Raw genomic sequence first — 21799 nt, 5'->3', positions numbered from 1 at the left:
ATTGCATCAGATACTGTTAAATTTTATCAAAAAGATGTTTACAATTTTAAATACGTGTTATAAATTCTAAAGTGGAAATCGACTTTTAATTATTCTGACAATAAATCGTCTAGTAAATGATTGAACTCTAGCACATATTCATCGTAATAATCTCCTGTAGCAGGTCCATTAAAACCGGTATGAATGTTTCTTACTTTGCCATTTTTATCAATTATAATGGATGTTGGGAAAGACATTACTTTATTTAACATCGGTAATGAGTTAGAAGCGTTTCCTACATCAGAAGTTCCGGCAATTACAAAATCATAATTTACATTAAGTCTCGTCTTCATTTTGGACACTCTGCCTTTTGCGTATTCAAAATCTTCCTTTAGTTCATAGGCTAAACCGATAATTTCTACTCCTCTGTCTTTGTTCTGATCGTACCATTTGGTTAAGAACTTAGTTTCATCCATACAATTTGGACACCAAGATCCTAATAGTTGCAGAATCACAACTTTATCTTGATATTTTTCGTCTTCTAATGTTACTTGAGTTCCGTTTAAACCTGGAAAAGAGAATTCAATTTTATCATATCCATCTTTAAGATAAGTCAACGTACTTGCATCTGGTAACGTTGCGTTTTCATTCCTAGTTGCAGTAAAAGTTTTATATGCGGTTTTACCCGACCAATATTCTCCGGTTAATGTGTCATTGTCGGTTAGTTTACCTTCAAAAATATACATGTGGTTTCCGTCAAACGCGTATAATTTAAAAACACCGCTATCCGAAGATCCTTCTAAAAACCTATAGTCTCCTGTAGGGGTAAGAAGAGTACCTTTTAAAATTCCATCTTCTGTTTTAAAAACAGCAATTTTCTTTTTGTCGGCAGGGTCTTCGTCAAATTTAAAAGACCACTTACCGTTAAAATCGGTTTCTGCTTTAGCATCGTCCAACCGACTTTCTTTATTGTAGGTAGCCTTAAATGGAAGTATATAATCTTCGGCGTAATTTTTTGTATAAGTTCCTTCTATTGTGTTCTCTAGAATTTTTGCTTTTACGTCAATATCAAAAATATGCATTGTAAAGAAAACAGAATCATTTCTAACTTCAATTTCATCAATTTCAATTGGGTTGTCTCCATCATGTAAAATGATTTTGTAATCATCATTGTTTTTGGAAACGTCAAAATTAAAAGGCAATTGTTTTTGTTGAATTGTAATTTCACCTCTCCAATTACCTTGTTTTAATTCTTTAACCGTGGAATTGGATGTACAAGAAAGAAATAAGGTTGTTAGAAAGATAGTTGAAATTATAAAATTGTATTTTTTCATGGGTTAGTCTTGGTTTCAGAATGATCAAATATATATAAATTAATTGACTGGGATTATTGTCGTGAATTCTTTTGAAAGGTTACAGAGATTGGTTAAATTTGTGAGGATTTTATTCTAAACTGCATGTCAAACCCTATTCTTTATTTAAGCGAAGCATCTATTTTTCAACGAGATAATTTGGTATTGAAAAATGTTAATATTTCTATAGATGAAGGGGAATTTGTTTATTTAATTGGTAAAACGGGTAGTGGTAAAAGTAGTTTAATGAAAACGCTTTATGGCGATTTAGAATTGCAACAGGGTACTGGTGCAATAGTTGGTTTTGATTTGGGAAAATTAAAAGAAAAACAAATTCCTTTTTTGCGAAGAAAGATTGGAGTTGTTTTCCAAGATTTTAAATTGTTAAATGATCGAAATGTTGAAGGGAATTTGCAATTTGTTTTGAAGGCAACGGGTTGGAAAGATACTTCGCAAATGAATGCTAAAATTTCCGAGGTTTTAGAAAAAGTTGGGATGCAAACTAAAGGTTTTAAAATGCCTTTTGAATTATCTGGTGGCGAGCAACAACGAATCGCAATTGCAAGAGCCTTACTTAACGATCCAGAATTGATAATTGCAGATGAGCCTACGGGTAATTTAGACCCAAGAACATCGATTGAAGTTATGGAAGTTTTGGAGGAAATTCACAAAACAGGAAAAACCATATTAATGGCAACTCATGATTATGCTTTAATAATGAAATATCCACACAAAACCTTAAAATGTGAAGGGGATGAGTTATTTGAAGTAGTGCAACAGAATGCTTAGAATATGGAATTATCCATTTTAATTTTACACTTGATTTTTTAATTTAATAACCTTTAAAGGTTTAAGAAGATAAATGCTTTATTTTGTTAACATTAAGTTAAGTGTTTTAGTCTTTTATTGATGTTTACTACATTAGTTGTGTCGAATGTGTATAATGATTTAATTTTTTTCGACTTTATATAAGAATATTCTAATAATAGACTAAAACTATCAGTATATTTGTTTTACAAAACTTAAACATCATTAAAAAAACCTAATATGAAAATTTTAAAATTAAGCCTTGTATTGCTATTAGTATCATCATTGTTTGTTGGATGTGGTACTAGTGTTAAAGTAGCAGATCAATGGAAAAACGATAATTTCGCTGCTCTTAAAAACGAAAAAGTTTTAGTTATACATAAAACACCCAATGAGGTAAATAAAAAAAGATTGGAACAAGATTTAGCCAACGAATTAAGAGCAATAGGAGTTGATGCTACGGAAGCTTATGTTGCTTTTCCAAATATAAAGTATAAAGAAAAATCAACGCCTGAGGAGATTCAAGCTTCAATAGATAAAATCACGGCTGCTGGTTACAACGGTGTAATTTTAACTGTTTTAAAGGATAAAGATCAACAAGTAGAAACCACAACTAGTGGAGGCTATTATTCTGGAGGCTATTATCCATCTTATTACGGAAGATACTATGGAGGATTCGGATCATATTACGGAGGAGTATACGGATATGGTTATGGAGGTTCTTACATTCCACCATCTTCTACTACCAAAGTAGTTGATATTTTCTTATTAGAAACAGTTTCTTACAACCTAGGATTAAAAGACGGAGAGCAATTAGTTGGTGCGGTTTCGGTAAAAATTAAAGACCCACAATCTTATTCTGGTGTGGCAGGAAAATATATTAATATTGTGATGGATCAGTTCGCTGAATAGTTCATAATTGACCATATTAATGAAAAGCACAAACTTTGACGTTTGTGCTTTTTTATTTATGTAAAGCTTAAGATTATATCAATTTAACAATTGTATATTTGTCGTCATAAAAATAAATAAAAACGAAAATTATGAAAAGAATACTGTTCTCTTTATTGGTAATTATTGGTTTCACGAGTTGTGTTTCTGTTGTGGAAGTTGTAGATCAATACCGAAATGAAAATGACCAATTTGAATCTTTGAAAGGGAAAAAGGTTTTAGTAATTAATAAAACAAACGATAAAGTTGCCAGAGAGCGATTTGAAAGAGATTTAGCGGATAGATTAAGAAGTGCTGGTGTGGATGCTGTAGAGAGTCATGTTGCTTTTCCAAATATGGAGCATAAGAAAAGAACCGAAGAAGATGTTGAAGCAGAAGTTAAGAAAGTAGTTGCTGCTGGGTATACTGGTGCTGTTGTTACAGGTATTAGAGATAAACAAACAAAATATCAATCAGAAACTACAGGAGGTTATGATAGAAACGTAAATACTGGAGAAGGTATGGGATTGACTATTTACAATTATAGCTATCACTATTATGGGTTTGGTTCATTTTATGGTAGCGTTTACAATTCTGATTTAGGAAGTGTTTATGTTGAACCTGAAACAACAACGACTTCATACAATGTATATATAATTGAAGCTGTAACTTATAATTTAACTGCAGAAAAGGAAGATCAATTACTCGGAGTAATAACTGTTAGAGTTACTGACCCTACGTCTTATGAAGAGGTTGCAGACAAGTACACTAAGATGATTGCGAAACAATTTAAATAAAAAATCAAATCTTGATAATATAGAAAACCGCCATTGGCGGTTTTTTTAGTTCTAGTTTTAACAAAATTTTAAGAATTTTCACATTAAACTATTACAAATTTGCGCGGTCTAAAAACGAATAGTTTTTAATTCAAATAATATTACAATACTAAACACATGAGAAAACTCATACTGATTATAACTTTAGTTATGATCCCAACTTTAAACTGGTCGCAAAGCATTTCAGGAAGAATACTAGATCAAGACAAAACACCTTTAGAATTTGTAGCTGTTGCTGCAATGAATCCGGCTGATTCCTTACTAATAAGTTATGCAACAACAAACGAGTCGGGTGCATTTGAATTGAAACAATTAAAAGAAGGAAAAATTTTATTACAAGCACACTTAATTGGATTTGCAACCTTTCAAAAAACTATCGATTATAAGAATGAAACAATAAATCTAGGTGATGTTGTTTTAGATTTTGAGAACCAATTGGATGAGGTTGTAATTCAGGCAATTGTGCCGATTTCTATAAAAACTGATACGGTTGCGTACAGCACTAAAGCCTTTAAGGTAAGAGTTGAAGACAATGTAGAGGATTTATTAAAAAAACTACCAGGAGTAGAAGTAGATGCGGCCGGAAAAGTTATAGCGCAAGGTGAAGAAATTACCAAAGTATATGTAGATGGAAAAGAATTTTTTAGTGGAGACCCTGCAATTGCTACAAAGAATTTATCTGCCGATGCTATTAAAAGTATTGAGATAATAGATGAGAAAAGTGAAAAATCTAGAGTGTCTGGTGTTAACGATCAAGAAAGAACAAAAGTGATCAACCTTAAGTTAAAAGACGATAAAAAGGTAAATGACTTTGGAAAAGTTCAAGGTGGTTATGGTACTGATGATCGTTATTTAACAAGTTTAAATTACAACAGGTTTTCGTCAAAATTGCAAACGTCTGTAATTGGTAAATACAATAATGTAAACACTTCTGGTTCTGATATTTCAGAAATCATTTCGTTTGATACTGGTAATGGTCGTTGGGGATCTAATAATCAATCAGGTGGATTCCTTACTACAGGAGTTGCAGGCGTTAACATGGGCTATGAAATAAAAAAAGACCAAACATTAAATGCCGATTATTTTTACAACTATGCGGGTAGAACATCTGGAGATGTATTGACAACACGTATAGAATATATTGGCGATGCTGAGATTAAATCAGACATTCATAGTAGAAGCGAAAGTGAATCTAATCGAAACAATGTAAATTTTAGTTATAGAGATCGTTCAAGCAAACTTAGTTCAGTTAGTATTCGTGCAAGAGGAGGTTTAAATAGAACGAGTGGTCAAACAGTTAATAGTTTAGATAAATACAATGCAGATGAAGAATTGGATTTGCAGAGTATTGGAAATACGAATAATTCAGGTGATAATAATTCCGGGTCGTTTTCTTTAGATTATACAAAAAGATTTAAAGAAGATAGCAAACGAAATATTGAGTTTGAAGTTGATTTTGGAGGTTCTAAAAACGAAAACCTTAGTACAAACAATCAATTAAATAAATTTAATATATCTGATCCTGCGAATGCATTCGACATAAAAGAAGAAACGGTAAGAGAGCAAAATAGAAATCAAGATAATTATAATTTCGAATTTGAATACACAGAACCGATTACGGAAAAACACTTAATTGAAGTAGCAGGCCAGGTAGCAGGTAACAACAATGATAATGATGTAAACCAAGTTAAGTATGAAAATGATATTTTACAAGATCCATTAATTTTCAGCGAATTTTATCAGCAAACAGATTTAACTGGTCGTGTACGATATAAGTATGACAATAACCAATTTACGCTATCTGCTGGAGCAAGGATAGCAGAGCAAACACAAGATTTTGGAGTAGAACAGGGAGTAGATTATAAAAACACATACACAAATGTAAACCCTGAATTAAATATTCGTTGGAACCCTAAAAAAGGAGAATTCGTAAGATTTTCAACTAGAAAAAGGGTAAATCTACCTTCTGCAACACAATTATCTCCAGTAGTAAATGATTTTAATCCATTGTTTATTCGTCAAGGAAACCCAGATTTAATTCCACAGGAGAATTACTCTGTATTTGGAATGTATGGAAGACATGACTTTTCTTCTGGTTTTAGTTTCTTTGCACGCTTAAGTTATGATTATACGACTAATAGTATTGGAAATACAGAGTTTACAGATCCATTAGGAATTCGTTATTCTAGTTTTGACAATTTGGGTGATAGAAATAACTTTAGTTCTTATTTCAGTTTTGGAAACAGAATTAAATCACTGGGTTTAAGATATAATATTAGAATTAGAGGTAATTATACCGAGTACTTTTCTATGATTAATACAGAAATAAATGAAACACAAACAAAAAGTGGTGTGTTAAGTTTGTCTTTAGAGAATAATAAAAAGGAAAAGGTAGATGCTTCAATAGGTGCTACTTGGGATAAAAACTATACTACTTTTACAACAGGAAATAACGCCGATAGGGATTTCTTAACGCAAACGTATTATTCGAAGGTAGATTGGAACATTACCAATAAATTGAATTTGAACTCTCAGTTTAAATATGATATTTATACAGATAGTAATTTTGGAAGCGATGAAGCAGTCCCAATTTGGAATGCTACGGTTTCTTACGCTTTAACACCTTCAAATAGTTTAAATGTAATGATATCGGCCTTAGATATTTTAAATAAAAGTATAGGGTTACAACGTTCTAGTTCTGATAACTATTTTCAAGAAACACAAAGAGATGTTTTAGGAAATTATTATATGCTTAGTTTAACCTATAATTTAAATGGCAACAAAGGAGCGAAGAAGTTTGGTGATAGTGGAAGAAGAAGATATAGAAGAAGTTATTAAGATTTAAAAAAAGCCGCTCTATTGAGCGGCTTTTTTTATGCGACATCTTATGTCGATATTTGTAATAAATAAGCACAATACATTTGTCGAGTGTTTAAGAAAAAATCATACACATTAACGTTGTACTTAATTAAAAAATAAATAATCATGAAAAAATTAAATCTATTACTTCTAACAGTATTAGTTTCTTTATCCTTAACATCATGTCAAGATAAGAAAGCAAGTAGTTCAAATAATTCTGAAACTACAACAAGCACAGAAAATGCTATAATCGTTACAGAGAAAAATTTCCCACAAGCATATACAAATTTGCGCTTTGCAAAAATTTTGGAAAAAACAGGAGGCGTAAATAAATTTTTCACAATGCCGGTACCACCAAGTGAGCCCTCTAAACAATTTGTTGTAAGAATGAACAGAGATACGCCATATTCGGTTGGAGTATTTGATGTTTCGAGTGGCGAAGTATATGTAACAGTTCCTGAAACGGATCAGTATGTAACTGTTCAAATTGTAGATGAGAACCATGAAACGCAGCGAATGATATATGGATCTGGAAGGCATAAAATCACAGCTAAAACTACACATGCATTTGTGATTGTTCGTGCTTTAGAAGGTGAAATTCGCGAGAACCTTGTTGTTGAAGCAGGTAGCGCAACTCCTTTTCAAGTTAAAAAATGGGATATGAAATCGTTTAAAGAAGTGGATGAAAGAGGAAATCTTGATTTTAGCGATGGATACGATCAGTCAAAAGCTTTTGGAAATAAAGAAAGCGGACAAACTGATTATATGAACTACGTTGGCGCGGCTGGCGGATGGGGTGGAGCTATGGTAGAAGATAATATCTATCAAACAAGTCAATACCTCGATGCAAACGGTAAGTACGAAGTGACCTTTAAAAATCCTGAGGCTGTATATTTTTGGTCAGCAACAGTTTATAATGGAGATGGACGTATGTTTAATGATGGTGCAAATATATCAAGTGCTACAAACCCAGTACAAAATGCAGATGGTACGTATACAATCAGATTTGGGTGTACAGGAGAACAAAATAATATTCCAATTCTAGAAGGAAATAAAACAGGTAAGTTTAATATTTTATTACGTCATTATGGCCCGAGTAAAATGGTTAGCAATAATGAAGAAGGTTATAACCCTATGCTGTCTATAAAAAGAATTGATTAAGTTCTTTAAGGCGGAATAGTACTTTAGGACATTGCATGTCGTGTACTATCCTCTAAACCCAACGTATCTTTGTACTATAATTATTGATAAGATAATTATTTCATAATAAGTTTGGTTAGTTAGTTTAACAGTCCGATCGTTCGATCGGGCTGTTTTTTTATTCAATGTTTACCAGTCTGAGCCTGTCGAAGACAATATCGATAATTAAGATTCCTACCACACTTCGACATGCTCAGTGTGACAGAAATACTTTGATGTTGAATTTCAGGTGTTTCACAATTTGATTAAGACGCTTGACATAGAATGTCGGGTATCATCATTGAAACCTGCCGTATCTTTGTAGTGCAATTAGAGATAATTGTTTTTCATAATAAGTTTGGTTAGTTAGTATACAGTCCGGTCACTCGATCGGACTGTTCTTTTTTATTCAATGTTTGTCAGTCTGAGCCTGTCGAAGACAATATAGGTAATTAGGATTCTTACCGTACTTCGTCATGCTCAATGTGACAGAAATACTTTGATGTTAAATTTCAGGTGTTTCGCAACTTGATTAAGTCATTTGACATAGAATGTCGGGTACCGACGCTGTAATCTGACATACCTTTGTATAGCAATTAGAGATAATTGTTTTTCATAATAAGTTTGGTTAGTTAGTATACAGTCCGGTCGCTCGATCGGACTGTTTTTTTTATTATTCAATGTTTGTCATTCTGAGCCTGTCGAAGACAATACCGATAATTAGGATTCTCACCACACTTCGACATGCTCAGTGTGACAGAATTAATTTGATGTTAAATTTTAGGTGTTTCACAATTTGATTAAGTCACTTGACATAGAATGTCGGGTATTAGCACTGAAACCTGTAATATCTTTGTAGAGCAATTAGAGATAATTGTTTTTCATAATAAGTTTGGTTAGTTAGTATACAACTCGGTCGCTTGGCCGAGTTGTTTCGTTTTATACAGACATGAAATGTCGTCTTAAATTCTGTTTACTGGTGGTAATTTTGTTGAGTAATTAAATATAAATTCAATGATAAAGACATTATTAATATTGGTAGTAGTTGAGTTGATGGTGTTGGTAGTATTATTAATACGGAAGAAATTTAATTTAGAAATACATTAAAAAATAACCCCAATTTTAAAAGGCATCATTATTAGTTTATTGGTGCTTTTTTTTATGACATTGAATGTCGTCTAAAAATCCATGTATCGGAAGTATATTGCAGTATAATTAATGAAACATAAAGTAAGTTCCGAAGGAATCTCTAAAAAGAAACATTAGTTATTGGGTCATTCAAAAATAAAAAAACCACTTTTTGTAAGTGGTTTTTTCTTGGTGGAGATGGAGGGACTCGAACCCTCGTCCAAACAAGCAACTAAAGTGCTTTCTACATGTATAGTCTTTGATTAGTTTTCGATTCTAAGCTGACCAAAAACCGCCCACTTAAAACTTAGTCATTTTAGTTTCGGATTACAACCATGACCTTTGTGATCCTATGTCAACTTTTACGATGCCAAAAATTCGAACGCCGCTAACCAAGGCTTTCGAGAGGCATAAAGCTTTCTGACCTTGTCAGACTAGGCTAATCCTACTGTAATTCAGATTATGCAGCTAAAGCGTAGTTATTCTCGCCGTTTAAAATGTTGAAATGATTTTTAGGAGTACTATTTCAATGCTCCACATGCTTACAGTTCACCTGACCTCGCTGTCAAAACCAAGTCATCCCCGATAAATTGATTTATAAAAAATCAAGTGTGCGAATTTATGAAAAATTAATAAATATTTAGTGCCTTTCACGTTATTCAATCCAATTGATGTCAGTTCGAGTTTTTTCTGAAAGAAAAAGTATCAAGAACTAATTTCTAGTATGATTTATGAAATTGCTTTTTAGTAAATGCACAATTGTCTATTTGTTCATTCCTTTAAATTCAGATATATTTATAGTCTTAATTTTAGCAGAGAATTACATGAAGATAGGAATTATCCGAGAGCGTAAAAATCCACCAGACAAACGCGTTGTTTTTACACCAAATAAGTGTAAAGAATTACTAGAAATATATCCTGATTTAGAGATTAAAGTAGAAACATCTCCCATTAGAGCATTTCCGGATAGTGATTATGTAAGCGCGGGTATTTCAGTAGTGGAAGATGTATCGGATTGTGAAGTTTTATTGGGTGTAAAAGAGGTTCCTATGGAAAGTCTAATTCCTAATAAAAAGTATTTTTTCTTTTCGCACACAATTAAAAAACAACCGTACAATAGAACGTTATTAAATACAATTTTAGAGAAGAATATAGAACTCTTTGACCACGAAACACTAACCAATCAAAAAGAACAGCGTGTAGTGGCGTTTGGTCGCTATGCTGGTATTGTTGGGGCGTATAATGGTTTGCGTGCGTACGGAATTAAACACGCCTTGTTCGCGTTGCAAAAAGCCGAAAACTTAAAAGACCAAAAGGCATTAATTTCTGAATTAAAAAGAGTGCATTTACCAGATGTTAAAATTGTATTGACAGGTAAAGGTAGAGTTGCAAACGGAGCCAAAGAAATGTTAGATGGTATGGGAATAAAAGAGGTTTCTGTTATTGACTTTTTAGAAAAATCTTTTGATGAGGCTGTATATGTGCAATTAGAGGTGTTAGATTATAACAAGCGCAAGGACGGGCAAATAATAAATAATGTCGATTTCTTTAATAACCCTGAAGCGTATGAAAGTGATTTTATGCGTTTTGCTGAGGTTTCGGATGTATTCATTGCTGGTCATTTCTTTGGAGACGGATCACCCTATTTATTTACAAGAGAAGACGCTAAAAATTCGAACTTTAAAATAAATACTGTAGCCGATGTAAGTTGCGATATTGATGGGCCGGTTGCTTCTACTATTAGACCTTCTACAATAGCCGATCCTATTTATGGGTACAATCCGCAAACAGAACAAGAAGACGATTTTATGAGTTCTAAAGTTATAGCTGTAATGGCTGTAGATAATTTGCCGTGTGAATTGCCTAGAGATGCTTCTGATGGATTCGGAACTCAATTTGCAGAACATGTGATACCTGCGTTTTTCAATAACGACGAAACAGGAATATTACACCGTGCACAAATGACTTCTAAAGGTGAGTTAACTGATCGTTATGCGTACTTACAAGATTATGCAGACGACAAAGAGTAATGGTAGGAGACAAGCAATTTTTAATTGATTTAGCCAAGGCAAAAATGCCCTTTGGTAAATACAAGGGAAAAGATTTAATCGATTTACCCGAGCATTATGTGGTTTGGTATCATGCCAAAGGTTTTCCCGCGGGTAAACTAGGGAAGCAATTGGGCTTGGTATACGAACTCAAATTAAACGGACTCGAATATTTGATAAGAGATATTAAGAAGAAGTTTTAATGAACCCAGTTGAAGAACATATTTTTAGACAAACGGAGCCATATCAATCTATGATGCTCTATGTTCGAGATGTGCTTAAAACGACTTTACCAACCGTTGTGGAGAAATATAGTTTCCGACTTCCATTTTATCATTACAATAAAAAATCGTTGTTATATATGAATGTATTGCGAGGCACCGACTTTATAGATATTGCCTTTATGGATGGCGCTATTTTAGAAGTAAACTTTCCACAACTAAAAGATCATAATAATCGAAAACGAGTACGTTCTATTCAATACAAGTCAATAGAAGAAATTGATACAGCGTTGTTGCAGCAAATAATTACGGCAGCGGCTCAATTAATCGATACTGGAAACACAACAAAATATAAGTAAGGAAATTGATTACAAAAAAAGGCCGTAATAAGCGACCTTTTAAATTAAATTTAATACCAAATTACAAATTTGGTTGTGGTGTCATTCTTAGATACGGTTTAACTTCTTTTACACCTTTTGTAAAAATTTCTTTTGCTTTATCAGTCGGAATTGCAGGGCTGACTACGACATCTTCTCCAGGATTCCAGTTTGCAGGCGTTGCTACTTTATGATAAGCAGTTAGTTGTAACGAATCGATAACACGTAGCAACTCATCAAAATTCCTTCCAGTTGATGCAGGATATGTAATTGTTAGTTTCACTTTTTTGTCATCACCAATTATAAAAACTGAACGAACTGTTAATTTGCTATCTGCATTTGGATGAATCATATCATACAATTCCGAAACTTTTCTATCCTCGTCTGCAATGATTGGAAAATTTACTGTGGTATTTTGAGTCTCATTAATATCTTTAATCCAGCCTAAGTGAGATTCTAACCCATCTACACTCAATGCTACGACCTTAACATTTCTCTTGTTAAACTCTTCTGTATATTTTGCTACGGTACCCAATTCGGTTGTACAAACAGGGGTGTAATCTGCCGGGTGAGAGAATAAAATTCCCCAACTATTTCCTAGCCATTTATGAAAATCTATTTCCCCTTCTGAACTTTGTGCTGTAAAGTTTGGAGCGATATCTCCTAATCTAATTGCTGCCATTGTTTTAATTTTTTAATCCCTACTAATTTAATAGGGTAAAAATACTTAAAGAATGGCGAATAAAAGTTAAATAATCTATAAACTATTTACAACCTTTCTAATTTCCACTAGATTGGTTAGTAAATTTTCAAGGTGCGCCAAGTCTAACATGTTTGCTCCGTCACTTTTTGCATTTGCTGGGTCAAAATGAGTTTCTATAAATAATCCATCAACATTGTTTACCACACCTGCACGTGCAATTGTCTCAATCATTTCTGGTCTACCACCTGTAACACCACTACTTTGATTTGGTTGTTGCAATGAATGAGTAACATCTAATACAACAGGAGCAAAGGCTTTCATTTCAGGAATACCTCTAAAATCTACAATCATATCTTGGTAACCAAACATAGTACCTCTATCGGTAATCCATGCTTTTTCACTTCCACTATCTTTTACTTTTTGTACGGCGTGCTGCATAGCATCAGGACTCATAAATTGCCCCTTTTTAAGATTCACCACTTTGCCAGTATTTGCTGCTGCAACTACTAAATCCGTTTGCCTCACTAAAAATGCTGGAATTTGCAAAACGTCTACATATTCTGCTGCTTTAGCTGCATCCGAAACTTCATGAATGTCCGTAACCGTTGGTACGTTAAATGTATCTGAAACTTTGCGTAAAATTTTCAATGCATTTTCATCTCCAATTCCAGTAAAACTATCAATTCTACTTCTATTTGCTTTTTTAAAACTTCCTTTAAATACATAAGGGATTTTTAATTTGTCAGTAATAGAAATCACTTTTTCTGCAATGCGCAAAGCCATGTCTTCACCTTCAATAGCACAAGGTCCGGCTAATAAAAAGAAGTTGTCAGAATCGGTGTGTTTTATGTTCGGAATCAGGTTTAAATCCATTTGTTAAATTTTTAGCAAAAGTACAAATTAATTATATCTTTGATTTTTATAGTACCTAATTAAAAACCAAATGAATATGAATAAATTAAAAAATACTGCAATGGCAGTAGCAACATTGTTGTTAGTTTCTTGTACAGCAACTTCACAAAAAATTAAGGAGAAAACAGTTAAGAAACACTTATACACGCTGGCAAGTGATGATATGGAAGGGAGACGAGCAGGTACACCTGGAATTGAAAAGGCAGCACAGTATATTGAAGGGGAATTTGAGAAAGTTGGTTTAACAACATTTAACGGAGCAGATGATTTTCGCCAACGATTTAAAAAGACAATTAAAGGGAATGACTTAGACTTGTTTAACGTAATTGGAGTATTAGAAGGAAAGAGTAAAAAAGATGAATATGTAGTTATTTCTGCTCATTATGATCATTTAGGTATTGGTAAAGCAGTGGATGGAGATTCTATTTACAATGGAGCAAATGATGATGCCTCAGGAGTTGCAGCAGTTTTAGCATTGGCAGATTATTTTAAAAAGAAAGATATTAATGAAAGAAGTATTTTGTTTGTAGCCTTTACCGCTGAAGAAATGGGCTTGGTAGGTTCTAACTATTTTGGAACTACTGTTGATGCTGATAAAATTGTAGCAGGAATTAATATAGAAATGATTGGTAAGACTCCAAGTTTTGGACCTAACACGGCTTGGTTAACAGGGTTTGAGCGTTCTGATTTTGGAAAAATTGTTCAAAAAAATTTAGAAGGAACAGGATATGTTTTACATCCAGATCCATACGTAAAGTTTAATTTATTCTTTAGATCTGATAACGCATCTTTAGCGCGGTTAGGAGTGCCTGCACATACGTTTTCTACAAGTCCAATAGATACGGATAAAGATTATCATCAAGCGTCAGATAATCCAGAAACCTTGGATGTTGGTGTAATTACAGAAACAATTAAGGCAATTGCAGTTGGAACAACTTCTATGATTGATGGAACAGATACACCGACAAGAGTTCAGTTAACGGATGAAGAAATGAACCGTAGAAAAAAGAAGAAAAAGAAATCTGAATAATGCCTTACAATGAGTTTCTTGGCGATCGTATTCGTGCTATCTTAATTGAGAAAAGAGTTAATTTTTTTGAAAAGAATATGTTCGGAGGCTTGTGTTTTATGGTTGATGATAAAATGTGTATTGGTGTGGTTCGTGATGAAGTTATGGCGAGAATAGGAGTAGATGCCTATGAGGACGCTCTTAAAAAACCGGGATGCAAAGAAATGAATTTTACGGGTAGGCCAATGAAAGGGTATGTTTTTTTAATCGATGATGCTACCGATATGGAATCTGATTTAGCATATTGGATCCAACTCGCTCTTGATTTTAATCCGCTTGCTAGGGCAAGTAAGAAACGAAAGAAATAAATAAAAAGCCGCCAACTTAAAAAATAAAATTGGCGGCTTTGCTTTGGGATTCTACTTTGCCTTTAATTTAGGATAACAAACTCACAGCGTCTGTTTTTAAAATGTTCACTTTCCCAGCATCTTACACCATCATCACATCTGTTCAATAATTGCGTTTCTCCATATCCAACTGATTTCAAATTGTCTGGGTTGACTCCTTTTGTAACTAAATAATCTCTTACAGAATTTGCACGTTTGTGAGATAACTCTAGATTAAAATCATCATCTCCACGAGAATCAGTATGAGTTCCAATTTCTATTATCATGTCTGGATATTTTTTCATAACCCTTACAACTTCTTCTAAGTTTGGTTTTGCAGCTGGGATAATATCCCAACTGTTAAAATAGAAAAATATTGGGTCAATCTTAATCTGAAGTTTTCCATACTCAACTATAATTTTTTCTTCCGCTTTTTCGTATGATTCTAAAAGTAAATCTAAATTAACTATTGCCTGAGCGTATTTATCAGTTGTAAAATTAACTTCTGCAGGGTTATAGGCTTTCAAGTTACCTTTTAATGTATAATTAGAATTTGGTTCAACTTCAAATGAAAATGTTCCGTTTTTTCCAACAGTACTTCTTTCAACTTCTTGGCCGCTACTGTCATATAAAATAACTTCAGTTCCAGGTAGTGGAGAACTTGTTAATTTGTCTTTAGCAATTCCTTTTGCAAAAGGTTCAGGAGTTTGAGTAAAGCGATAAATGTCATCATTCCCTTTTCCTCCAGAACGGTTTGATGAAAAATAGCCTGTTTGTCTTTCTTCATCAATAATAAGAGCAAAATCATCCATGTTACTATTTATGACGTTACTCATATTTATAGGGGAGGAGAAGGTTTCTTCAGATATTTTACTTTTAAATATATCTAATCCTCCAAGACCTAAATGACCATCTGAAGCAAAATAAAGATTCTCTGTACTACTGATAAAAGGAAATTGTTCTCTTTTTGTTGTATTAATTTTAGAACCGAGGTTTTTAGGGGTTCCAAAAGTTCCATTTTCATTTATATCAACTACAAATAGGTCAAAAGATCCAATAGTACCAGGCATGTCTGAAGCAAAATATAATTTAGATTCGTCAGCATTCAAGGCTGGATGAACTACGGAAAAGGAATCACTGTTAAAAGGTAATTCTGTAACGTTACCCCAGATGCTATCGAGTAACTCCGCTTTGTAAATCTTTAAATGAGATATTTTATTGGCGTCTTTTTTCTTTTTTCCAGTACTAAAATTATTTCTTGTAAAATACATCGTCTGTCCGTCCTTAGTAATTGCGGCATTAGACTCATGAACTTTAGTGTTTATCTCTGGTCCTAAAGGTGAAACATTTGTTATGTCTCCAATGGAATCAATTGATGCCTGATATAAATCTAAATAAGAGAGATTGTTCCATTCATAAGTATTACCTCCATTTCTAGTAGAAGCAAAATAAACGGTATCGTTATGGATAAATGGTGCAAATTCAGACCCTTCAGTATTCGAAGAGATATCATGAATAATATAGGGTCTTTTTATATTGGCATTTAACTCTTTTATGAATAAATCTGTATCAATGTTGTCATTCGATACTAAAGATTCGGAGTCGTTATATTTTTTAAACCATTTATCCGCTTCTTTATAATTTTCTATACCTTTTAAAGCCTGCGCATATCTAAACAAATATTCTGGGCTCAAAGTACCGCCTTCAAAATGTTCCGTAATTAAAAATTTATACCATTGCACTGCACTTTTCATATTGGCATTAAAATAGTAGCAGTCTCCTAGTTTTTGAAGTACGTCTTGTGATTTTTCTTCTTCTTCCAAGAATAGAGCAGCCGCATCGATATATGCTCGTTTTTCAAATAACTGATTTGCTTTTTTAATATTTTGTGCCACCGTAAGTTGTGAGGTAACTAAAAATAATAATATAAGGGTCGATAATTTTTTCATAATTATTAGAGGTGTTTAGAAGAATCTTGGAGATTTGTCAAAACCTTTTTTTAATATATTTAAATCATATAGTATTATCACTTCATGTGAGCCCGAACTGAATGGTCCTAAATTAGAAGTTGTGTGGTCGTAAGCATAACCAATTCTTAAGTCAGGTGTAGCTCTAAAATTCATCAATCCAGAAACAGAATCATCTATTCGATAACCAACGCCTAATTCAAATTTCTCGTTGAATAAAACATTGGCGGTTATATCTACCGTTACAGGAGCACCTTTTACCGCTTTTGTCATAAAAGCAGGTTTTAGTTTAAATTGTTCATTAATATCGAATACATACCCACCGGTAAGAAACCAGTGTGCTTGTTCGGTTCCTTGGTATTGTCCATTGTTTTGTTCCAGGTGTTTAGCAGCTAAGAAGTTTGGGACAGAGAGTCCAACATAAAACTTGTCTGTGTTGTAATAAATACCGGCACCTACATTGAAAAAAGTTTCATTTATATTTTCTGCAAAGTCTGGATCAGTAAATACTCCGCCAGATTCCAACTGGAAATTTGTAAAATCAACGTTGAAAAATGAAACACCAGCTTTTAAACCAAAAGATAATCTTCCACTTTCTTCAAAATCTAATTTATAAGCAAAGTCTGCAAAAAGATTATTTTCTTTAACAACACCGTCACCCACATTATCATTTACTAAAGAAAACCCAACTTCTATTTTTTCGTCAATTGGTGCATGTGCAAAAATCGAAGAGGTTTTAGGAGACCCGTTAACACCTACCCATTGAGATCTATGGATGCCACCTAGATTTATAGTACCTACATCATTGGTTGTATAGGCTGGGTTAATTACACTCATGTTATACATATATTGTGTGTATTGGGCATCTTGTTGCGACCAAAGCGTAACCGAAACAAAGAGTACTATAAGTTGTAAATATATTTTTTTCATTTTATAAATCTTATTAAAGTTTGGTTATCGGCTTAGGTATAGTCTATCTTGTATTGGTTTCATTCCGTCTTCATTAAAGTGTACGATAACAAAGTAAACACCGGCCGGTAGTAATTCTCCATTTCCGTTTAACGTTCCATCCCAATCAGGTTTAGAAGCGTTTTGTGTATATACTTTTGCACCCCATCTATTATAGAATTCAACTCTAAAGTTTGGATATAGTTCTTTTAAGTTTTTAATTTTAAAAGTGTCGTTTATTCCGTTTCCAGAAGGAGAAAATCCATCGTAAATTTCTATAGCGTAATCATCACAAGCTTCTAAGGTAACCGTTACAGTTAAGGCCGTTGCGCTTGAGCAGCCCGAATCGTCAGTTTCAGCAGCGTAATATGTTCCACCTTCAATTAAAGCCTCAGATAAACTCAATAAATTTCCATTTGGATAAGCATCATACCAACTAACTGAACCACCATTTGAAGGTGAAACATTTGAATTTAAATCAGCTAAAGTTGGGTTTTCAATTTTACAAAACTCATTTCCTAATGTTGTAAGAGTAGGAGTTCCTGGATCAGTTAATGATACTGTTGCAGCAACTCTTACTGAACTTTGACATCCGGTTACGGCATCAGAATCTGCAGCCCAATAATCTTCTCCATCTACTAATAATTCTGTATCGCTTAATGGTGTTGTCGAAGTTTCAGAATTATACCAAACAACTGCTGTTCCAGTTACAGTGATATCTGCAATAGTTGGCATATCGACAGCACAGAATGCTTGAGATGGTGTACTTATAACTGGTGGAGCAACATCTGCTATTGATACGTTTACAACTAATCGTAATAAACTTTCACAGATAATTGTGTCGTCAGATTGTGTAGCCCAATAATCTTCTCCGTCTACTAGAGCATCCGTAGAATTTAATGGTGTTGTTGCTACATCTGTATCATACCATGAAATATTGGTTCCTGTTGCTTGTAAATCTGCGATTGTAGGGTTTTGAGAAGCGCAAAAGGCCTGATTTGGATTGGAAGTAGTTGGAGCTTGTAAAGCTACAACTCTAGCAGTAACAACCAACCTTGTCGCACTTGCACAAGCTGAAGTTGCATCTGTTTGACTAGCCCAATAATCTTCACCATCAATTAATACATCTGTTGCATTTAAAGGAGTTGTATCGGTTTCTGAAGCATACCACATGATTGAAGATCCTGTTGCGGTTAAATCAGCAATAGTCGGTGCTCCTGGTAAATAATCATTTAAACAAAACGCTTGGTTTGTTTCTGTTGTTGATGGAGGAGGAACAGTCGTTATTGTAACATTTACAACTAACCTTGTAGCACTTTCACAACCAGATACAGCATCGGATTGCGATGCCCAATAATCTTCACCTGTAACAAGTGCATCTGTACTATTTAATGGTGTGGTATCTGTTTCACTTGCGTACCACATTATGTTTGTTCCAGTCACGTCTAAATCGGCAACTGTTGCATTGTCAATTTCACAAAAAGTTTGATTCACTTCGGTTGTTGTAGGGGGTAATGGAGATGTTAATGTAACCGTAACCACAATTCGAGTTGTGCTTTCACAGCCGGTAGTAGCATCAGTTTGTGAGGCCCAATAGTCTTCTCCCTCAACTAATAAGTCAGTTTCATTTAGAGGGGTAGTATCGGTTTCGTTATCATACCAAGAAACGTTGTTTCCAGTAGCCGCTAAATTTGCAACGGTTGGACTATCAATTTCACAAAATGATTGCGATGTACTTGAAGTTGTTGGAGGAGGTGTAACTAAAATAATAACGTTAACAACTAATCTAGTAGCACTTTCACAACCTGTAGAGGCGTTTGTTTGAGAAGCCCAATAATCTTCACCATCAATTAACGCATCAGTCAAGATTAATGGAGTAGTACTGGTTTCAGTGTTGTACCAAAGTATCCCATTTCCAGTCGCGTTAAGATCCGCTATGGTTGCATTGTCAATTTCGCAGAACTCCTGATCAACTTGTGTAGTAGTTGGAGGAGGAGGAGTATTAATGGTAACTGTTACTACCAATCTAGTTGAACTTTCACATCCTGAGGTTGCATCTGTTTGAGACGCCCAATAATCCTCTCCATTAATTAAAGCATCCGTAGCGTTTAATGGAGCTGTGTCGGTTTCTGAAGCATACCAAATAATATTAGATCCTGTAGCAGATAAATCCGCAATTGTTGAGTTGTCAATTTCACAAAACTCTTGTATTGTTTCAACGGTTGTTGGTGGTGGAATAACAATTATTGTTGCAGTTACCGTTAGTCTAGTTACACTTTCACAACTCGAAGTTGCGTCGGTTTGAGTTGCAAAATAATCTTCACCATCAATTATGGCTGTTGTTGGGTCTAATGGTGTGGTGTCAGTTGCTGTATCATACCATAGAATTCCGGTTCCTGTAGCGGCTAAATCTGCAACGGTAGCAACGTCTATTTCACAAAACTCTTGATTAGCTTCTGTCGTTGTAGGTGGAGGAACAACTATAATAGTAGCCGTTACCATTAATCTTGTAGCGCTCTCGCAGCCTGTTGCTGCTTCAATCTGTGTAGCATAATAATCTTCTCCATCTACTAAAGGATCTGACGGATTCAATCTTACTGTACTTGTGGTATCGGCATACCAATTTATAGAGTCTCCGGTTGCAACTAAATTAGCAATAATAGGGTTGTCAATTTCACAAAATTCTTGATTTGCGTTTGTGGTAGTTGGTGGTGGAGGTGTAATAATAGTAACATTAACCATAATTCTAGTTGCGCTCTCACAGCCCGACGTTGCGTCTGTTTGTGATGCCCAATAATCTTCACTATCAACTAATAAGTCAGTAGTTGGTAAAGGGGTAGTACTTGTTTCCGTGTCATACCACAATAAACTTGTTCCACTTGCAGCTAGATTAGCAACAGTTGCTAAATCTATTTCGCAAAATTCTTGTGAAGAACTTGAAGTTGTAGGAGGCGGTATTTGCGTAATAGTCACCACAACATCAGCTGAATCATTTGGGCAAATTCCGCTACTAGTTACTGTATAAGTGTATGTTCCAGCAGTATTAATTGCAGGGTCATAAGTTCCTAAATGCCCTCCGGTTAAAGTGCTTGGTCCAGTCCAAGTTCCAGTTGTATCAGGTGTTCCGCCTAGTAAAGAAAATAAATCTGTTGTAACCGCATCAATTTCACATGTTGTATAAGAGCCATCTGTTCCAGCTATAGGTGTTGTGTCAACTTCAACAGTAGTCTGAGCTCTAACGGTACTTTCACACGGAAAAGCAGAAGAAGACTGTGCTCCCCAATAATCTTCGCCATCAACTAAGGGTGTAGCAGGGTCGAGTGGAGTTGTGCTTGTTTCAGTGTCATACCATATTATATTACTTCCAACACCTTGTAAATCTGCAACTGTAACGCTAGGGGGTGAACAAAAAGATTGGGTTGGAACAACAATTGGAGCAGGTGGGTCAACTATAGTTACAACTGTCGGGAATCTAAGACTTGTACAGCCGTTTTCGGTTTGCTGAGCCCAATAAACCGTGCCATCGGTCAGAGCATCGGTTAAATTTAATTGGGTGCCGCCAATTTCGGCATCATACCATTCAATATTGGTTCCTGTGGCAGATAAGTCTGCGATTGTAGGGTCGGTGCTGGCACATTTTCCAACAAATACATCCATATCTGAAGGGTAATCTCCATACATTGTAACAGTAACTGCTAACCTGTTAGGGCTACATCCTCCACTTGAAATATCATCAGCATAATAGATTCCTCCATTTATAAGTGGGGCAGTAGAAGTGTATTGATTTCCTCCGGTAGGAGCGTCAAACCAAGCAATAGTTCCGCCTGTTGCAGCCAATGCGCTTATCCGTGGATCATCAGCAAAGCAGAACGTTTGTGAAGCACTTCCCGTAGGGTCAGGATTGGTACATTGAGAATACGATGAATTGTAAATAAAAAATGAGGCGATAAAAAAAAGTAATACAACTTTTTTAGACAGTATAAATTTGTCTTTTGTCATAGTCTCTAGGTTTGGTTAATTTGATATATAAAGCTAGTGAATATTGCACTAAGGTTTGAAAACTTTTTAAAAGTTGTTAACAAAGTTATTAAAAGATAATTTTAGTGAAAAAGAGAGTTTTAATAAGGATTTAAGCCTATATTTTTTACTTTTGATTTC

At 34.3% G+C, this 21799-nt stretch carries 16 protein-coding genes and 1 other RNA gene; 10 read left to right on the top strand and 7 right to left on the bottom strand.

Annotated elements, in window-relative coordinates; translation table 11 throughout:
* Positions 1-89: 89 nt before the first annotated feature.
* Positions 90-1313 (bottom strand): TlpA disulfide reductase family protein, encoded by a 1224-nt coding sequence (locus tag RM519_RS05815; RefSeq protein ID WP_311592690.1) that lies wholly within the window; start codon positions 1311-1313, stop codon positions 90-92.
* Between the two features lie 123 nt (positions 1314-1436).
* Between RM519_RS05815 and RM519_RS05810 the strand changes: the two genes are divergently transcribed.
* The 5 genes from RM519_RS05810 to RM519_RS05790 all read left to right on the top strand — a co-directional run bounded on the left by RM519_RS05810 (position 1437) and on the right by RM519_RS05790 (position 7924).
* The gene (locus RM519_RS05810; RefSeq protein ID WP_311592689.1) at positions 1437-2120 is read left to right on the top strand and encodes a cell division ATP-binding protein FtsE; all 684 of its coding nucleotides are present in this window, start codon (positions 1437-1439) and stop codon (positions 2118-2120) included.
* A 258-nt stretch (positions 2121-2378) separates the two neighbouring features.
* A complete protein-coding gene (locus RM519_RS05805; RefSeq protein ID WP_311592687.1) occupies positions 2379-3050 on the top strand; it encodes a hypothetical protein in 672 nt (223 codons plus the stop codon).
* A gap of 131 nt (positions 3051-3181) precedes the next feature.
* Positions 3182-3865, top strand: a complete 684-nt coding sequence (locus tag RM519_RS05800; protein WP_311592686.1) for a hypothetical protein — start codon at positions 3182-3184, stop codon at positions 3863-3865.
* Positions 3866-4021: 156 nt separating this feature from the next.
* Positions 4022-6742, top strand: a complete 2721-nt coding sequence (locus RM519_RS05795) for an outer membrane beta-barrel protein (protein WP_311592685.1) — start codon at positions 4022-4024, stop codon at positions 6740-6742.
* Positions 6743-6889: 147 nt separating this feature from the next.
* The gene (locus RM519_RS05790) at positions 6890-7924 is read left to right on the top strand and encodes a DUF1254 domain-containing protein (protein ID WP_311592684.1); all 1035 of its coding nucleotides are present in this window, start codon (positions 6890-6892) and stop codon (positions 7922-7924) included.
* 1336 nt (positions 7925-9260) lie between these two features.
* Here RM519_RS05790 and ssrA read toward each other — a convergent pair.
* Positions 9261-9654: a transfer-messenger RNA gene (ssrA, locus tag RM519_RS05785) on the bottom strand.
* 240 nt (positions 9655-9894) lie between these two features.
* Here ssrA and RM519_RS05780 point away from each other — a divergent pair.
* Genes RM519_RS05780 through RM519_RS05770 form a run of 3 tightly spaced genes read left to right on the top strand, consistent with a single transcriptional unit; the run spans position 9895 to position 11698 of the window.
* Complete coding sequence (locus tag RM519_RS05780) at positions 9895-11100, top strand: NAD(P)-dependent oxidoreductase (RefSeq protein WP_311592683.1); 1206 nt, start codon at positions 9895-9897, stop codon at positions 11098-11100.
* On the top strand, positions 11100-11321 hold the full coding sequence (locus tag RM519_RS05775) for a DUF3820 family protein (RefSeq protein WP_311592682.1): 222 nt from the start codon (positions 11100-11102) through the stop codon (positions 11319-11321). Before RM519_RS05780 ends, RM519_RS05775 begins: the two co-directional genes overlap by 1 nt.
* Positions 11321-11698 (top strand): DUF1801 domain-containing protein, encoded by a 378-nt coding sequence (locus RM519_RS05770; protein ID WP_311592681.1) that lies wholly within the window; start codon positions 11321-11323, stop codon positions 11696-11698. Before RM519_RS05775 ends, RM519_RS05770 begins: the two co-directional genes overlap by 1 nt.
* Before the next feature lie 61 nt (positions 11699-11759).
* Here RM519_RS05770 and RM519_RS05765 read toward each other — a convergent pair whose 3' ends face one another.
* Positions 11760-12398, bottom strand: a complete 639-nt coding sequence (locus RM519_RS05765; RefSeq protein WP_311592680.1) for a peroxiredoxin — start codon at positions 12396-12398, stop codon at positions 11760-11762.
* Positions 12399-12473: 75 nt separating this feature from the next.
* Positions 12474-13292 (bottom strand): 3-deoxy-8-phosphooctulonate synthase, encoded by an 819-nt coding sequence (gene kdsA / locus RM519_RS05760; protein WP_311592679.1) that lies wholly within the window; start codon positions 13290-13292, stop codon positions 12474-12476.
* Positions 13293-13368: 76 nt separating this feature from the next.
* Between kdsA and RM519_RS05755 the strand changes: the two genes are divergently transcribed.
* Positions 13369-14361, top strand: coding sequence for a M28 family peptidase (locus RM519_RS05755; RefSeq protein WP_311592678.1), 993 nt, complete (start codon positions 13369-13371; stop codon positions 14359-14361).
* Entirely contained in the window at positions 14361-14708 is a 348-nt protein-coding gene (locus tag RM519_RS05750; protein ID WP_311592677.1) for a TfoX/Sxy family protein, read from the top strand. The genes RM519_RS05755 and RM519_RS05750 overlap by 1 nt, the downstream gene beginning before the upstream one ends.
* 62 nt (positions 14709-14770) lie before the next feature.
* On the opposite strand, the gene RM519_RS05745 is transcribed toward RM519_RS05750, so the two are convergent.
* From RM519_RS05745 to RM519_RS05735, 3 genes are read right to left on the bottom strand one after another with little or no spacing between them, the layout of a single operon-like run.
* Positions 14771-16675 carry an OmpA family protein gene (locus RM519_RS05745; RefSeq protein WP_311592676.1) on the bottom strand — a complete coding sequence of 635 codons (1905 nt, stop codon included), beginning with the start codon at positions 16673-16675 and terminating at the stop codon, positions 14771-14773.
* A gap of 15 nt (positions 16676-16690) precedes the next feature.
* The gene (locus RM519_RS05740; RefSeq protein WP_311592675.1) at positions 16691-17623 is read right to left on the bottom strand and encodes a PorP/SprF family type IX secretion system membrane protein; all 933 of its coding nucleotides are present in this window, start codon (positions 17621-17623) and stop codon (positions 16691-16693) included.
* A 24-nt stretch (positions 17624-17647) separates the two neighbouring features.
* Entirely contained in the window at positions 17648-21640 is a 3993-nt protein-coding gene (locus RM519_RS05735) for a gliding motility-associated C-terminal domain-containing protein (RefSeq protein ID WP_311592674.1), read from the bottom strand.
* Positions 21641-21799: the final 159 nt, after the last annotated feature.

It is taken from the genome of Urechidicola vernalis (genome assembly GCF_031846385.1).
GTDB lineage: Bacteria > Bacteroidota > Bacteroidia > Flavobacteriales > Flavobacteriaceae > Urechidicola > Urechidicola vernalis.
This window is presented reverse-complemented; position numbering and strand designations above follow the sequence as displayed.

Coding starts and splice junctions, on each gene's coding strand:
- RM519_RS05745 (WP_311592676.1), bottom strand. CDS start 16,675: ATGAAAAAATTATCGACCCTTATATTATTATTTTTAGTTACCTCACAA.
- RM519_RS05735 (WP_311592674.1), bottom strand. CDS start 21,640: ATGACAAAAGACAAATTTATACTGTCTAAAAAAGTTGTATTACTTTTT.
- RM519_RS05805 (WP_311592687.1), top strand. CDS start 2,379: ATGAAAATTTTAAAATTAAGCCTTGTATTGCTATTAGTATCATCATTG.
- RM519_RS05810 (WP_311592689.1), top strand. CDS start 1,437: ATGTCAAACCCTATTCTTTATTTAAGCGAAGCATCTATTTTTCAACGA.
- RM519_RS05790 (WP_311592684.1), top strand. CDS start 6,890: ATGAAAAAATTAAATCTATTACTTCTAACAGTATTAGTTTCTTTATCC.
- RM519_RS05795 (WP_311592685.1), top strand. CDS start 4,022: ATGAGAAAACTCATACTGATTATAACTTTAGTTATGATCCCAACTTTA.
- RM519_RS05740 (WP_311592675.1), bottom strand. CDS start 17,623: ATGAAAAAAATATATTTACAACTTATAGTACTCTTTGTTTCGGTTACG.
- RM519_RS05815 (WP_311592690.1), bottom strand. CDS start 1,313: ATGAAAAAATACAATTTTATAATTTCAACTATCTTTCTAACAACCTTA.
- RM519_RS05765 (WP_311592680.1), bottom strand. CDS start 12,398: ATGGCAGCAATTAGATTAGGAGATATCGCTCCAAACTTTACAGCACAA.
- RM519_RS05800 (WP_311592686.1), top strand. CDS start 3,182: ATGAAAAGAATACTGTTCTCTTTATTGGTAATTATTGGTTTCACGAGT.
- kdsA (WP_311592679.1), bottom strand. CDS start 13,292: ATGGATTTAAACCTGATTCCGAACATAAAACACACCGATTCTGACAAC.
- RM519_RS05770 (WP_311592681.1), top strand. CDS start 11,321: ATGAACCCAGTTGAAGAACATATTTTTAGACAAACGGAGCCATATCAA.
- RM519_RS05750 (WP_311592677.1), top strand. CDS start 14,361: ATGCCTTACAATGAGTTTCTTGGCGATCGTATTCGTGCTATCTTAATT.
- RM519_RS05775 (WP_311592682.1), top strand. CDS start 11,100: ATGGTAGGAGACAAGCAATTTTTAATTGATTTAGCCAAGGCAAAAATG.
- RM519_RS05780 (WP_311592683.1), top strand. CDS start 9,895: ATGAAGATAGGAATTATCCGAGAGCGTAAAAATCCACCAGACAAACGC.
- RM519_RS05755 (WP_311592678.1), top strand. CDS start 13,369: ATGAATAAATTAAAAAATACTGCAATGGCAGTAGCAACATTGTTGTTA.